The organism is Glycomyces sp. NPDC049804 (assembly GCF_040674615.1).
GTDB lineage: Bacteria > Actinomycetota > Actinomycetes > Mycobacteriales > Micromonosporaceae > Glycomyces > Glycomyces niveus.
Genome location: NZ_JBFAMQ010000012.1, coordinates 65,689 through 78,715, shown reverse-complemented (window position 1 = coordinate 78,715; position 13,027 = coordinate 65,689). Strand labels below are relative to the sequence as shown.

Annotated in this window: 14 protein-coding genes; 10 read left to right on the top strand and 4 right to left on the bottom strand. The window is 70.3% G+C overall.

The window, feature by feature from the left end; genetic code table 11:
• The first annotated feature begins 18 nt into the window (after nt 1-18).
• Both AB0K52_RS18755 and AB0K52_RS18750 read left to right on the top strand, forming a co-directional pair.
• Nucleotides 19-1,128 (top strand): PP2C family protein-serine/threonine phosphatase, encoded by a 1,110-nt coding sequence (locus AB0K52_RS18755; protein ID WP_363533693.1) that lies wholly within the window; start codon nt 19-21, stop codon nt 1,126-1,128.
• Between the two features lie 329 nt (nt 1,129-1,457).
• Nucleotides 1,458-4,403 carry an RICIN domain-containing protein gene (locus AB0K52_RS18750; RefSeq protein WP_363533691.1) on the top strand — a complete coding sequence of 982 codons (2,946 nt, stop codon included), beginning with the start codon at nt 1,458-1,460 and terminating at the stop codon, nt 4,401-4,403.
• Here the strand turns inward: AB0K52_RS18750 and AB0K52_RS18745 are convergent.
• Nucleotides 4,363-5,019: a TetR/AcrR family transcriptional regulator gene (locus AB0K52_RS18745; RefSeq protein WP_363533688.1), complete on the bottom strand. Its 657-nt coding sequence runs from the start codon at nt 5,017-5,019 to the stop codon at nt 4,363-4,365. The two genes, AB0K52_RS18750 and AB0K52_RS18745, sit on opposite strands and share 41 nt — an antisense overlap.
• A 96-nt stretch (nt 5,020-5,115) precedes the next feature.
• On the opposite strand from AB0K52_RS18745, the gene AB0K52_RS18740 reads away from it, so the two are divergent.
• A complete protein-coding gene (locus tag AB0K52_RS18740) occupies nt 5,116-5,838 on the top strand; it encodes an SDR family NAD(P)-dependent oxidoreductase (protein ID WP_363533685.1) in 723 nt (240 codons plus the stop codon).
• A 53-nt stretch (nt 5,839-5,891) separates the two neighbouring features.
• Nucleotides 5,892-6,485 carry a 3'-5' exonuclease gene (locus tag AB0K52_RS18735; protein WP_208498658.1) on the top strand — a complete coding sequence of 198 codons (594 nt, stop codon included), beginning with the start codon at nt 5,892-5,894 and terminating at the stop codon, nt 6,483-6,485.
• A gap of 59 nt (nt 6,486-6,544) precedes the next feature.
• Here the strand turns inward: AB0K52_RS18735 and AB0K52_RS18730 are convergent, their stop codons facing one another.
• A complete protein-coding gene (locus tag AB0K52_RS18730) occupies nt 6,545-7,489 on the bottom strand; it encodes an aldo/keto reductase (RefSeq protein ID WP_363533682.1) in 945 nt (314 codons plus the stop codon).
• 347 nt (nt 7,490-7,836) lie between these two features.
• Entirely contained in the window at nt 7,837-8,613 is a 777-nt protein-coding gene (locus AB0K52_RS18725; protein WP_363533679.1) for an SDR family oxidoreductase, read from the bottom strand.
• A 167-nt stretch (nt 8,614-8,780) separates the two neighbouring features.
• Between AB0K52_RS18725 and AB0K52_RS18720 the strand changes: the two genes are divergently transcribed.
• The 5 genes from AB0K52_RS18720 (at nt 8,781) to AB0K52_RS18700 (ending at nt 11,657) form a co-directional block, all read left to right on the top strand.
• Nucleotides 8,781-9,632, top strand: a complete 852-nt coding sequence (locus AB0K52_RS18720; RefSeq protein WP_363533676.1) for a helix-turn-helix transcriptional regulator — start codon at nt 8,781-8,783, stop codon at nt 9,630-9,632.
• A gap of 100 nt (nt 9,633-9,732) precedes the next feature.
• A complete protein-coding gene (locus tag AB0K52_RS18715; protein ID WP_363533673.1) occupies nt 9,733-10,188 on the top strand; it encodes an SRPBCC domain-containing protein in 456 nt (151 codons plus the stop codon).
• Complete coding sequence (locus AB0K52_RS18710) at nt 10,185-10,538, top strand: metalloregulator ArsR/SmtB family transcription factor (protein ID WP_363533670.1); 354 nt, start codon at nt 10,185-10,187, stop codon at nt 10,536-10,538. Before AB0K52_RS18715 ends, AB0K52_RS18710 begins: the two co-directional genes overlap by 4 nt.
• Nucleotides 10,539-10,552: 14 nt before the next feature.
• Nucleotides 10,553-10,999 carry an SRPBCC domain-containing protein gene (locus AB0K52_RS18705; RefSeq protein WP_363533667.1) on the top strand — a complete coding sequence of 149 codons (447 nt, stop codon included), beginning with the start codon at nt 10,553-10,555 and terminating at the stop codon, nt 10,997-10,999.
• 112 nt (nt 11,000-11,111) lie between these two features.
• Nucleotides 11,112-11,657, top strand: a complete 546-nt coding sequence (locus AB0K52_RS18700) for a hypothetical protein (protein WP_363533664.1) — start codon at nt 11,112-11,114, stop codon at nt 11,655-11,657.
• Nucleotides 11,658-11,703: 46 nt separating this feature from the next.
• On the opposite strand, the gene AB0K52_RS18695 is transcribed toward AB0K52_RS18700, so the two are convergent.
• On the bottom strand, nt 11,704-12,159 hold the full coding sequence (locus AB0K52_RS18695; protein ID WP_363533661.1) for a hypothetical protein: 456 nt from the start codon (nt 12,157-12,159) through the stop codon (nt 11,704-11,706).
• Nucleotides 12,160-12,344: 185 nt separating this feature from the next.
• Between AB0K52_RS18695 and AB0K52_RS18690 the strand changes: the two genes are divergently transcribed.
• Nucleotides 12,345-13,010 carry a class I SAM-dependent methyltransferase gene (locus tag AB0K52_RS18690; protein WP_363533658.1) on the top strand — a complete coding sequence of 222 codons (666 nt, stop codon included), beginning with the start codon at nt 12,345-12,347 and terminating at the stop codon, nt 13,008-13,010.
• Nucleotides 13,011-13,027 lie beyond the last annotated feature (17 nt).

The window sequence follows — 13,027 nt, the reverse complement described above, 5'->3', positions numbered from 1 at the left end:
TCGGCCTAGACTCGGGCCATGGCTGCGCCGGTCCCGCGAGCGGGCGAACTGCGGCCGGGCACGGCCATTCCGCGGTGGGTCCGGCTGCTGCCGCTTGTGGCCCTCGGCATCGGCATCGTCACCCAGGTCTTCTCCCGCGACCCCTTGCGCGCCGGCATCGCGATGGCGGTCGTCCCGCTGCTCGCCGCGTTCGTGCTCGGGCCGGGCTGGACCGCGCTCATCTCCGCGATCGCGTTCGCGCTCCTCGCCGCGCCGCTGCCGTTCACCGAGGGGTTCGACCTGGTGGACGCCTTCATCGTGGCAGTCATCTTCGTTGCGGCCGTCAGCATCTCGTGGGCGCGCCAGCGCTTCGAGGCGGGACTGGTGACGCTGTTCAGCGTCTCGCAGGCCGCGCAGCGGGCGGTGCTGCCGGAGCTGCCCGAGCGGGTGGGCGACCTGGCGTGCGCGGGGGTGTACCACTCGGCGCAGCAGGGCGCGCGGATCGGCGGGGACCTGTTCGACGTGCGGCCGAGCCCGTTCGGGGTGCGGATGATCCTCGGCGACGTGCAGGGGCACGGGCTCGAGGCGGTGGGGACGGCTTCGATGGTGCTCTCGGTGTTCCACGAGGCGATCCTGGACGAGGCGGAGCTGGGCGGGGTGGCGTGGCGGCTCGAGCGGCGGATGCTGGAGGACGCGAAGCACGGGTACGTGCCAGAGCTGTTCGCGACGGTGCTGCTGGCGGAGTTCGCGGAGGAGACGGGCGAGGTGCGGCTCTTGTCGTGCGGGCATCCGCCGCCGCTGCTGCTGCGGGGCGAGCAGGTGGAGGAGGTCGACCTGAAGCCCGCGCCGGTGCTGGGACTGCGGCTGGCGGAGTCGGTGCGGCCGAGCGGGATCGCCTCGGTGGCGTTCGGCGAGGAGGACACGCTGCTGGCGTTCTCGGACGGGCTGGTCGAGGCGCGCGATGAGGACGGGAACTACTACCCGCTCGCGGATCACCTCGACGGCCTGGTGGTGCCGTCGCCGCGGCGGCTGGTCGAGTTCGTGTGGGACGACGCGGAGCGGTTCGCGGCGCGCATGGAGGACGACGTGAGCATCCTGGCGATCACGCGGGTGGCGAGGAGCGCGCGGCGCTCGCGGCAGGAAATGTGAGCGGAGGGTCCGGAAGAATCGGACATCGCCGGGCCCCCGGTTGCCATCCTGCCTCGGGGGTGCGACATCGTGCGGCCGCCGTGAGACGTGAGCGGAGGGTCTGCGCAAATCGGACATCGGCGGCCCCGGCCTCGGCGAAGCCTGCGAGCCGCAAATTCGCAAAAGCATCAACCCTGACCTAGGGGTACGACGTTCCGCGGGCGGCGGCGCGGGCGGGAGCGGTGCCAGGCCCATGTTTTTCAATCCGTTAGACAAAGGGTGTTCACAAGCGTTGGGTTTTGTGCAATATTCAAATAACTCGATTGCACCCCCCATTGAAGGAGACAACGATGTCATCTCCCCGACCGAGGCGCGGGCGCCCACTGGCCGCGGCCGGTGCGGTAGGCCTGGCCGCCGTGATCGCCGCGTCTGCGCTGCCGCTCCTCAATGCGGGCGCCAGCGCGCAGGAGAACGAGGCGACCGCCGTGCGCGTCACCCTCGACCCCTCGTACCAGGGCCAGCAGTTCGAAGGCTGGGGCACGAGCCTCGTCTGGTTCGCGAACGCGACCGGCGGTTACCCGGACGAGATCCGGAACCAGTTGGTGGACATGGTCTTCGGCGACGAAGGCCTCAACCTCAACATCGCCAGGTACAACATCGGCGGCGGAAACGCCCCGAACATCGACAACGAGTACCTGCGCGGCGGCGCCTCCGCCGTCCCCGGCTGGTGGGCCGCCCCCGAGGGCACGACCCACGAGGACAAGGACTGGTGGGACCCGGAGAACCCCGAGCACTGGAACTGGGACGCCGACGCCGACCAGCGCTGGTGGATCGACCAGATCAAGGACGACGTGACCCACTGGGAGGCGTTCTCGAACTCCCCGCCGTACTTCCAGACGGTCTCCGGTTACGTCTCGGGCGGGTTCGACGCGAACACCGACCAGATCCGCACCGACACGGTGGGCGACTTCGCGACGTACCTGACCGAGGTCATGGAGCACGTCGAGGCCGAGCACGGCATCGAGTTCGACACCGTGGACCCGCTCAACGAGCCCAACACGAACTACTGGAGCACCCGGCTCGGCTCCGACGGCGTGCAGCCGGTCGGCGGCGGCCAGGAGGGCGCGCACGCCGGGCCCGAGCTGCAGCAGCTGGTGATCAACGCGCTCGCCGCGGAGCTGTCGGAGTCCGAACTGGACACCGTGATCTCGGCGATGGACGAGACGAACCCGGGCAAGTTCGCGACGAACTGGAACGCGTACACCGAGGAGTCGCGGGCGAACGTCGCCCAGCTGAACGTCCACACGTACGGCACCGGCCAGCGCACGGCCGTGCGCGACCTCGCCAAGGGCAGCGACAAGCCGCTGTGGATGAGCGAGGTGGAGGGCAGCTGGGTCGACGGCCAGAACTACACGTCGATGGAGAACGGCCTCGGCATGGCCTCCCTCATCACGAACGACCTGCGCGAGCTGGAGCCGTCGGCGTGGGTGCTGTGGCAGCCGGTGGAGAACTCGGAGCTGGGGCACAGCTGGGGCTCGATTCAGCTGCCGTTCGGCTGCACCGCCGAGGACACGCTCGAGACCTGCCCGATCAAGACGAACACGAAGTTCGACACGATCCGGAACTTCACGCACTACATCGAGCCGGGCGACTACATCATCGGCACGGACAACACCTCGACCACGGCGGCGATCAAGGACTCCGAGGACGCGGCCGTCGCGGTGTACACCAACAACTCCGAGGCCCTGGTGCACCTGACGCTGGACCTGTCGAAGTTCGGGTCGGTGGACTCGGGCGCGACGGTGACGCCGGTGACCACGAGCGCCGACGGTGCGCTCGTCGAAGGCTCGCCGGTGGTCGCGAACGGCACGTCCGCGACGCTGACGGTGCCCGCGAAGTCGGTGACGACCTTCAAGATCGACGGCGCCTCGGGCGTCAGCGAGGACGCGGCGCTGGTCCAGGACGGCCACGTGTACCGCTTCGACGGCGTGCAGAGCGGCAAGTCGATCGCGCCGTCCGAGGACGGTTCGGGGATCGTGCTGCGCACGGACGACGCTTCCAGCGCTGAGCAGCTGTGGGAGGTCGAGCGCCTGACCGACGGCCTCTCGAACCGGGAGCTGCACTCGATCGTGAACGCCGCCACGGGGACCCGTCTGGCGGTGTCCGAGGGGCTGGCGGTGCTGGAGCCGGCCGAGGGCGACCCGTCCGAGGCGGCGCAGTGGTTCCTGTCGACCACGGGCGACGGCACCTATGTGCCGGTGAACAAGGCGACGGGCCTGGTGCTGGACGTGTGGGGCGAGGCGACCGCCGACGGTTCGCCGGTGCAGACGTACTCGCCGACCGCGGCGAGCAACCAGCGCTGGGCGGTGACCGATGAGACGGTGCTGGCCGCGGCGCAGATCAGCACGTACACGGTGCCGGGCTTCACGCCGGAGCTGCCTGCGACGGTGCCGGGCGTGTACCGCGACGGCGAGCGCGGGGCGCTGCCGGTCGAGTGGGTCATGCCCGACCCGAAGAAGTGGAACAAGCCGGGGACGGTGACCGTGAAGGGCACGGCGACGGACCCGCTCGGGAACACGTTCAGCGCCAAGGCGAAGGTCAGTGTGGACACGTTCGCCGAGACCGCTCCGGCCGCGGCGAAGACATACCCGGGCTTCACGCCGGACCTGCCGGACACGGTGACGGCCGTGGGCAAGCGCGGCACGCAGGCGCCGGTGCCGGTGGTGTGGGAGGAGGCGCCCGAGGGCGCGTTCGACGACTACGGCACGGTGACGCTGGAGGGCACGGCGACCCTGATCGACGGGACGGAGCTGCCGGCCGAGATCGCGGTCGAGGTGACCGACCCGATCGAGGTCAATGTGGCCACTGAGGACGGTGTGACGACCTCGGCGACGTACACGGAGCCGGGCTACTCGACCGAGGCCCTGCGGAACGGGAACCTGACCGACAAGGGCTGGTCGAACTGGAAGTCGGGGCCGTTCAACACCGAGGACACCATCACGGTGACGCTGCCGGAGGCGCGCGACGTGACCCGCGTGGTGTCGTACTTCTGGAGCGACGGCGGCCGCAACAGCTATGCCGACACGCTGCAGGTGCAGTACTTGGACTCGGAGGGCAACTGGCAGAACGCCGGTGACGTCGTGGACGTGCCGACCGGCGAGGCGCCGGTCATCGACGTCGCGGTGAACGCCGAGACCTCGGCGGTCCGGGTCGCCATGACCGCCGGGACCGGCGGCACGGTCGGCTGGATCATCCTCAGCGAGATCGAGGTCTACGCGAAGGCCCCGGCCGTCTAGGGCGAGAGCGCATCGAGGGGTCCTTACCGCCGTTCGGCGGTAAGGACCCCTTCGTCGTGTCGGTCGAAGCGCGGATTCCGGTGAGGTGGAAAGACAGGAAGCGCCGCCAGTCTCCCGATTCGCAGATCACCTGGGAGACGGCCGCGCCGAGCATGGCGAGGTCCAAGGGCGCGAAGTCCTCGCGGAGGCCGCCTCCCGCTTTGGCGCGGGCGATGAGCTCGAGGACGTCGTCGACGTTGCGGGCGCAGGCCTCGGCGACCTCGTCGCCGGCGGGTCGGCGCCGGGCGATCGCGTCGTTGAGGCTGCGGTCGCGGGCCATGAGGCCGAAGAGGCCTTCGAGGTAGGCGACGAAGCCTTCCCAGGGGTCGTCGGCGTCGAGCGCGTCGGCGACGATCCGGTCGAGGGCGCCGAGGCGCCCGGGGATGATCGCGCTGTAGAGCGCGTCGCGGGTCGGGAAGTGGTTGTAGAGGGTCCCGATGCTCACGCCCGCGCTGCGGGCGATCTCGTCGAGCGGCACCTCCAAGCCGCGTTCGGCGAAGAGGTCGGCGGCGGTCGCCAGGAGCCGGTCGCGGTTGCGCAGGGCGTCGGAGCGGCGGGATCGGGTCTCAGCGGGCATACCCCCATCATACGAAGTCGAGAGCACCCTCAAGTTATGGTACGGTCGCCGTTAACTTGAGGGAACCCTCAAGTTATTACCGGAAAGGGAACCGCCATGTCCAGCAACAAGACCGCCGTCGTCCTCGGGGCCGGCCCCGGCCTCGGCATGTCTATCGCGCACCGCTTCGGCCGCGAGGGGCACCGGGTCGCCCTGGTCTCCCGCAGCGACGCCCGCCACGGCGCCTACCTCGCCTCCCTCGCCGAGGCCGGCGTCGAAGCGGCGGCCTTCACCGCCGACGTGAACGACGCCGCGCGGCTCGCCGCCGTCCTCGACGAGATCCGCGCCCGCTTCGGCACGATCGACGTCGTCTACTACGGACCGGCCGCGATGGACGGCCCCATGCCCGGGGACATCCGCGAGGCCGGACCGGCCGACGTGCGCGCGGCGATGGAGCTGCTGTACCCGGCCGTCGACGCGGTCGCGAACGTCCTGCCGGGCATGGTCGAGCGCGGCTCCGGCGGCCTCCTCTTCGCCGGCGGGCTCAGCTCCGTCGTGCCCATGCCCTCGCTCGGCGCCCTCGCCGTCATGTCGGCCGCCCTGCGGAACTACGCCCTCACCCTCAACGCCGGCCTGGCCGACGCCGGCGTCTACGCCGGGGCCCTCACCATCGGCGGACTCATCGAACGCGGCGACATCCACCGGGCCATGACCGCCGACCCGGACAGGTTCGGCGGCATCGCCGTCGCCACCCTCGACCCGGACGGCATCGCCGACACCGCCTGGGACCTGTTCAGCAAGCGCGACCGCCCCGAAGCGGTCTGCAACGCCCTGGGCTGACGCGGGCGGCGGTCCTGCTAACCTTCGGGCTCGTTGAGGGCGAAGGGCGGCAGATGGACTCGTGGGTGGCGATCGACTTCGAGACCGCGAACGGCAGCAGGGCCAGCGCCTGCTCGGTGGCGGTGGCCCGGGTCAAGGGCGGGGAGGTCGTGGACCGGTTCGCGAGCCTGATCCGGCCGCCGCGCGGGCACGACCGGTTCGAGTACCGCAACACCCAGATCCATGGCATCCAGGCGTCCGATGTAGTCGGCGCGCCCGGCTGGCGGCAGGTGTGGGGTCGGCTCAGCGAGTTCGCTGGCGGCGATCCGCTGGTGGCGCACAACGCCTCCTTCGACACGTCGGTGATCAGGGCCGCGAACACCGCGGCCGGCTTGCCGTGGCCCGCGATGCGGTACGCCTGCACCATGGTGATCGCCAAGCAGACCTGGCCGATGCGCTCCTACCGACTGCCCGATGTGGCGGCCGCGGCGGGAGTGAACCTCGCCCGGCACCATGAGGCCGCGTCGGACACGCTCGCGGCCGCCGGCATCCTCGTCGCCCAGCAGCGGGCGCACGGGGTCGACACCCTCGACGGGCTCCTCGAGTCGGCGCGGGTCTCATGGGGGCGGATCTACGACGGCGGTTACGACACCTGCAGCCGCCGATGAGCTAGGCACGGTTGAGGCCCTTACCGCCGGACGGGGGTAAGGGCCTCAACCGCATTCGCTCAGGCGCCGATGACGTCCGAGAGGGCCGTAAGCTCGTCCGCCTCGTCGCGCGTCAGCTCGAGCTCGGCCGAGGCGAGCAGCGGACCGAGCTGGTCGGCGGTGCGGGCGCCCGCGATCGGCGCCGCGATGCCGGGCCGGGTGCGCGTCCACGCCAGCGCGACCGAGGCGATGGCGACGCCGCGGGCCTGGGCGATCTGGTCGAGCTTCTCGATGATCGCGAGCCCGGACGGGTTGAGGTGCTTGGCGGCCGAGTCACCGCGGACGCTCTGTTTCAGGTCGGCCTCGGTGCGGTACTTGCCGGTGAGGAACCCGGAGGCGAGCGCGTGGTACGGGAAGCCGCTGAGGTCTTCGGCCACGGCGATGTCGCGCAGGCCCGGTTCGAAGGTGCTGCGGCTGACGAGGCTGTACTTGGGCTGCAGGGCGACCGGGCGGGCCGCGCCCGTCGACGCGGTGATGTCGAGCCATTCGCGGACGCGCTCGGGGCTGTAGTTGGAGACGGCAATGTACCGGATCTTGCCTTCGGTGACGAGGTCGTCGAAGGCGGTGACGGTCTCCTCGAGGGGCGTGTTCGGGTCGTCGAAGTGGGCGTAGTAGACGTCGATGGCGTCGGTGCCGAGGCGCTTGAGGGAGGCTTCGGCGGCGGCCTTGACGTTCGGTCCGGCCAGGCCCTTGAACTGGGGGTGCTGGGAGACCTTGGTGGCGACGAGGACGTTCTTGTGGCGGTTCTTGGCGAGCCAGGTGCCGATGACGGTCTCGGATTCGCCGCCGGAGTTGCCGGGGGCCCAGGCGGAGTAGGAGTCGGCGGTGTCGATGAGGTTGCCGCCGGCGTCGGTGAACGCGTCGAGGACGGCGTGCGCCTCGGCCTCTTCGGTGTTCCACCCGAAGGTGTTGGTGCCCAGGACGAGTGGGTGGATCTCGATGCCGGTCCTGCCGAGCGTGCCCATGTCGAACCTCCGTGCTGTCGTTGCCGCCGGGACGCGGCGCGTCCGGGTGCTGGTGTACCCAATCGGCAATCCTGCCACGCGGGCCGGGTGCGCCGCGCCCGTTTGTGAGCGCTCGTCGTAGCGGCCCTCTCGGGCGCGGCGCGGCACCGGTCTAGGGGTGTTCGGGAATCCCCGGCGAGTCGGTATCCGAGTCCGTTTGTTCGCTCGCAGTCCCGATGTAGCTCGCAAACGTCGCCGAGGCCGCGGAAGGCCCTCCGAATACCGGTGTTGTATTCGGAGGGCCGACAACGCGCCGGCACGGCGGGCCACTGGGCCGGATAACGGCCGCCCGGGATTCCCGAACACCCCTAGTTCCGCTGGAAGGTGGGCATGATCGTGAGCTGCTGGAAGTTGACGCGGGCGGGCTGCTGGGCGAGGAAGGCCACGGCCTCGGCCACGTCGGCGGCCTCCAGGACCTCCTGAGTGGACAGGGTCTCGTCGAGCCAGGCGACGGCCCCGGGGTCGGTGACGTGGGCCTGGAGTTCGGTCTTGACGATGCCCGGTTCGATGACGGCGACGCGCACGTTCTTGGCGCCGAGTTCGGCGCGGAGGTTGCGGGAGGCGTGCGAGACGAAGGCCTTGGAACCGGTGTAGACCGCGAAGTTCTCGAAGATGTTCTGCGCGGCGATCGAGGAGGTGTTCACCAGGTCGGCGACGCCCTTCTCGGCGGCGGCCCGCACCAGTTGCGGGGTGAAGGCCCCGATGGCGTTCATCAGGCCGCCGATGTTGATGTCGATCTGGCGCCGCCACTGGTCGGTGCGCAGCTCGGTGATCGGCGAGGGCAGCATGACCCCGGCGTTGTTGAACAGGAGGTCGGCGGTGCCGAGTTCGGCTTCGACGCGGGACGCGGCGGCTTCGAGCGCGGCCGCGTCCGTGACGTCGACCGGGATCGCCAGGGCGGTGCCGCCGTTCTTGCCGATGCGGGCGGCGAGTTCGCCGAGCCGGTCGGCGCGGCGGGCGAGGAGGGCGACCTTCGCGCCGCGGGCGGCGAGGAGTTCGGCGGTGGCCTCCCCCAGGCCGCTGGAGGCGCCGGTGACGACGGCGACGCGGTTCGCGAGCGGCAGTTGAGTGTTCACAGTAGACATGGTGTTGCTCCGGTGCGCTTGTCGTTCAGGGCGGTTGATCCGCCCCGCGACCAACTACAACACCGTTCGGGCCCAGAAATCCGGGCCGAAGAGGCCGTCTCGTGACTGGTACCGCCAGGACCACCTTCGGTCGGCCGGGGCCGACGCGGCTCGGGCAGGATGGACGCATGGATCCTCGCAGCGAGATCTCGGACTTCCTCCGCGGCAGGCGGGCGCGCGTCAACCCGCGCGAGGCGGGCCTGGCGGACGACGGGCGGGCCAGGCGCGTGCCGGGCCTGCGCCGCGACGAGGTGGCGCGGCTGGCGAACATGAGCGTCGAGTACTACACGCGCCTGGAGCAGGGCCGGGCCGGGAACCCGTCCCCGGAGGTCCTGGAGTCGCTGGCCGAGGCGCTGCGGCTCGACCCGTCCGAGCGCGAGCACCTGCTGGACCTCGCCGGGCGGCGCGCGCCCCGCCGCCGCGGGCCGATCGCCGCGCAGCGCGTGCGGCCCGGGCTGCTCCTGACGCTGCAGAGCCTGGACTCGGTGCCGGCGTTCATCGTCGGCAGGCGCATGGACGTGCTCGCGGCGAACCGCCTCGCGAAGGCCGTGATCACCGACTTCGACGCGCTGCCGGCCCGGCGACGGAACCTGGCGCGCTGGTACCTGCTCGACCCGGAGGCCCGGGAGAAGGCGGTGGACTGGGAGTCGATGGCCCGGGACACGGTGGCGGTGCTCCGCTTCGACGCCGGGCGGCACCCGGACGACCGGCAGCTCGCCGACCTGGTGGGCGAGTTGACGCTCGGCTGCCCGGAGTTCAGCGGCTGGTGGCACGACCACGAGGTGCTGCGCCGCACCCACGGGATCAAGCGGTACGCGCACCCGGTCGCGGGCGAGATGGAGTTCGCGTACGAGGCGCTCGAATCCCCCGGCGAGCCGGACCAGACGCTGTGCGTCTACAACGTCGAGCCCGGTTCGGCGAGCGCCGAGGCGCTGCGCCTGCTCGACAGCTGGACGGCCCCGTCGCTGCGGCGGTCTTGAGCGAAACCGCCTTTCTGCAACTCATGGTTGCGCATGGCCGCGATCCGCGGTAGCGTAGGACGCAACCAAAGGTTGCTTCAATGAATGAAAGGCGGCGATCATGGAACTCGGATCGATCGAGCGGGAGATCCGCATCGAGGCCTCGCCGGAGGTCGTCTTCGACGTGGTCAGCAGTCCCGAACACCTCAAGGAGTGGTGGCCCGACGAGGCCGAGCTCTCCCCCGACGGCACCGGCCGCATCGGCTTCGACCAGGGCGACAAGGGCATGGCCTGGGAGCGGATCACCGTGGTGGACGCGATGCCGCCGCGCCACTTCTCGTTCCGGTGGACCCACCCCGAGGGCGAGGCGGCCGCGCTCGGCAACTCGTACCTCGTCGTCTTCGAACTCGAGCCCGCCGGCGCCGGCACGCTCCTGAAGATGACCGAGACCGGCTTCCGCGAGCGCGGCTGGGCCGAGGCCAAGGTCGCCGCCGAGCACGCCGACCACGTCTCCGGCTGGGACTACTTCCTGCCGCGCCTGGTCCCGTACGCGGAGAAGGTCGGGGCCGGGCGATGAGCACCGCGGTCGACGACGACCTCTGGTCGGCGATCGGCGACCCGACCCGACGCCGCATGCTCGACCTGCTCTTGAGCGAGGGCAGCGGCACCGCCACGAGCCTCAGCGAACGCCTGCCGGTCACCCGCCAGGCCGTCGCGAAGCACCTCGCCGTCCTCGACCGCGTCGGCCTCGTGCACGCCGCGACCGCGGGCCGCGAGCGGCACTTCCGCGTGGACGCGACCCGGCTGGCGCGCGCCGCCGCCCAGCTCGAACAGGTCGGATCCTCATGGGACTCCCGGCTCCAGCGCATCAAGCGCCTCGCCGAGACCATCGAACGCCAGAAGCAAGCGACCGAACCGAACGAGTAGAAGGAGACACCGCAATGGTCGACATCCTGCACCGCATCGCCGCCGAAGGCGTCGCGGCCGACCAGACCTACGACGCGCTGACCACCCTCGAGGGGCTCTCCCGATGGTGGACCGAGAACACGACCGGCACCACCGAGGTGGGCGGGCGCATCTCGTTCAAGTTCGAGAACGGCGACTTCGAGATGGAGGTCGCCGAGCTCGACGCGGACCGGCGCGTCCTCTGGGAGGTCGTGGGCGGCAGCGCGCCCGAGTGGATCGGCACGACGATCCACTGGGACCTCAAGACGGAGGGGGACGACACGGTCGTCCTGTTCAAGCACGAGGGGTGGCGCGAACCGGTCGAGTTCATGCACCACTGCAGCACCAAGTGGGGCTCGTTCCTGATGAGCCTCAAGCAGTTCCTGGAACAGGGCCAGGGCGCGCCCTGGCCGCGCGACGTGCACGTCGACAACTGGGGCTGAGCCGCGCCCGCATACGGGGAGGGCCGCGGCCCTCCCCGATTGTATTACCGGTGAGTAATCAAGTGGTGGCGCTCGATGACTGGTTTGCCCGCACTGGTTATGATTCGCGACCATGACGTTCATCTACGAGGTGATGACCTGGGCGCGTGAGGGAACCAGGGTCGAAGGCCGCATCACCAGCCTCGAGCGCGACCCCGTGCGGTTCTACGAGGGACCCGAGTTCGGCCTGCAACTGCTGATGGACGCCTGGTTCAACGGCTGCGGCGCCCTCACCGTCGACAAGGGCGCGGCCCGGGAGTTCGAGCAGTGCTTCGAACTCTTCCTCGGCAAGAAGGTCTGGACCGACGCCGAGGGCCACGTGCTCGACGAGGCCACCAAGGAACCGCTGCGGCCCAAGGTGAAGGCCGAGGAGCACTTCGCGGGCCGGCTCGACAGCGCCCGCGGCCGCTGGGACGGCTACGACTACCTCGTCCTCAGACCCGACCGCCAGGGCTTCCTCGAGCGCACCGCCGAGGTCATCGCGTCCTTCCGCATCGAAGGCAGCGAAACCGGCGAGCACGCCGACATCCTCATCGAGGCCACCGACCCGAAGTACGTGAGCCACATGGACGAGAGCCACCACTTCAAGACCACCTTCACCGGCCACCTCCCCCGGTAGGAGCGCGCCGCCCCGGCTGCTGCCAGAGCGGCGCCGGCTCACTCGCTCACTTGCCGGTCCACGACCACAGCTGCGCCGTGTGAAGGCCCTGGCCGCTGGTCTTGTACCCGCCTTCGAGCCAGTGCTTGCCGGTCTCGGCCCAGTCGAAATTGCACCGGACCCAGGAGCCGCTGCCCTTGGTGTTGCGGCAGATCCGGCCCGAGCCGTTCTCCGACTGGAGGAAGGAGATCGCCGACAGGTCGTCGACCTTGCCGTCCCTGACGTAGATGTAGTCGCCGTCGTAGACGACGCACACCCGCGTGCTCGCGTAATCGCTCGGAGCCGTCTCGCACTCGCCCTGCGGCGCGGCGACCTCGACACCGGTCTGGCAGCTGACGCCCGGGTCATCGCAGGCCGGCATGAAGTTCTCGTCGGCCATACTCGGCGACTGGAGGCCGAACACTGCGACCGCCACGGCCGCGAACGCGAGGACCGCCCCGCGCAGCGCGGATCGGGTGGACATCATCGATTCCATGGGCTGAACCCCTTTCAGGACTGGAGCGCGGAAGGTGCGCCTGCCCTCGTACGCACCTTCTGCAGGAAAAGTTGTCGATTGTGGCTTGCATCATGGTTTTCACCGACAATCACGCATTGCGGGCGACAGGACGGGCGGGCCGGCGGTCGTACCTCGGCGGTAGGGTGCCCGGCATGGGCGACAACGGGTATGAGCGCGCCACGCGCGAACGGTACGACTTCTACGCGGGCGAGTACTTCGAGAAGTTCCGCGACTCGCTCGACCACCACCGCTACGACCGGGTCATGATCACGGCGTTCAGCGAGGCCGTGACCGAGTCGGGGAACCGGACGGTGCTCGACATCGGCTGCGGCCCAGGGTATGTGACCGACCATCTGCACGGACTCGGACTGCGGGCGCAGGGCATCGACCTCTCCCCCGAGATGATCGCGCTCGCGCGCGAGGCCTACCCGCACCTCGACTTCGCGCTCGGCGACATGACCGCGGTCGACCTCCCCGACGGCACGCTCGGCGGCGTCCTCTCCCGCTCCTCGGTCATCCACATGCCGCCCGAGCACCTGCCCGCGGTCTTCGCCGAGTGCCACCGGCTGCTCGCGCCCGGCGGGCACTTCCTGCTGATGTTCCAGGCGCACACCGACACCTCGCGGCTCGCCTGGGCCTTCGACCACACCGTGACGACCGCGTACCGGCTCTCGGTCGGCCGCGTCGCCGACCTGCTGGCAGAAGCCGGGTTCCAGGAAGTGGCGCGCCTGGTCGTGGCCCCCGAGGAGGACCCGCGGCGCGGCTTCCACCACGGCTGCCTCCTCCTGCGCAAGCCCGGAGGCGAGGCCGACGCGTGAGGTAATCATCCTCACAG

Coding starts and splice junctions, on each gene's coding strand:
- AB0K52_RS18755 (WP_363533693.1), top strand. CDS start 19: ATGGCTGCGCCGGTCCCGCGAGCGGGCGAACTGCGGCCGGGCACGGCC.
- AB0K52_RS18750 (WP_363533691.1), top strand. CDS start 1,458: ATGTCATCTCCCCGACCGAGGCGCGGGCGCCCACTGGCCGCGGCCGGT.
- AB0K52_RS18745 (WP_363533688.1), bottom strand. CDS start 5,019: ATGCCCGCTGAGACCCGATCCCGCCGCTCCGACGCCCTGCGCAACCGC.
- AB0K52_RS18740 (WP_363533685.1), top strand. CDS start 5,116: ATGTCCAGCAACAAGACCGCCGTCGTCCTCGGGGCCGGCCCCGGCCTC.
- AB0K52_RS18735 (WP_208498658.1), top strand. CDS start 5,892: ATGGACTCGTGGGTGGCGATCGACTTCGAGACCGCGAACGGCAGCAGG.
- AB0K52_RS18730 (WP_363533682.1), bottom strand. CDS start 7,489: ATGGGCACGCTCGGCAGGACCGGCATCGAGATCCACCCACTCGTCCTG.
- AB0K52_RS18725 (WP_363533679.1), bottom strand. CDS start 8,613: ATGTCTACTGTGAACACTCAACTGCCGCTCGCGAACCGCGTCGCCGTC.
- AB0K52_RS18720 (WP_363533676.1), top strand. CDS start 8,781: ATGGATCCTCGCAGCGAGATCTCGGACTTCCTCCGCGGCAGGCGGGCG.
- AB0K52_RS18715 (WP_363533673.1), top strand. CDS start 9,733: ATGGAACTCGGATCGATCGAGCGGGAGATCCGCATCGAGGCCTCGCCG.
- AB0K52_RS18710 (WP_363533670.1), top strand. CDS start 10,185: ATGAGCACCGCGGTCGACGACGACCTCTGGTCGGCGATCGGCGACCCG.
- AB0K52_RS18705 (WP_363533667.1), top strand. CDS start 10,553: ATGGTCGACATCCTGCACCGCATCGCCGCCGAAGGCGTCGCGGCCGAC.
- AB0K52_RS18700 (WP_363533664.1), top strand. CDS start 11,112: ATGACGTTCATCTACGAGGTGATGACCTGGGCGCGTGAGGGAACCAGG.
- AB0K52_RS18695 (WP_363533661.1), bottom strand. CDS start 12,159: ATGTCCACCCGATCCGCGCTGCGCGGGGCGGTCCTCGCGTTCGCGGCC.
- AB0K52_RS18690 (WP_363533658.1), top strand. CDS start 12,345: ATGGGCGACAACGGGTATGAGCGCGCCACGCGCGAACGGTACGACTTC.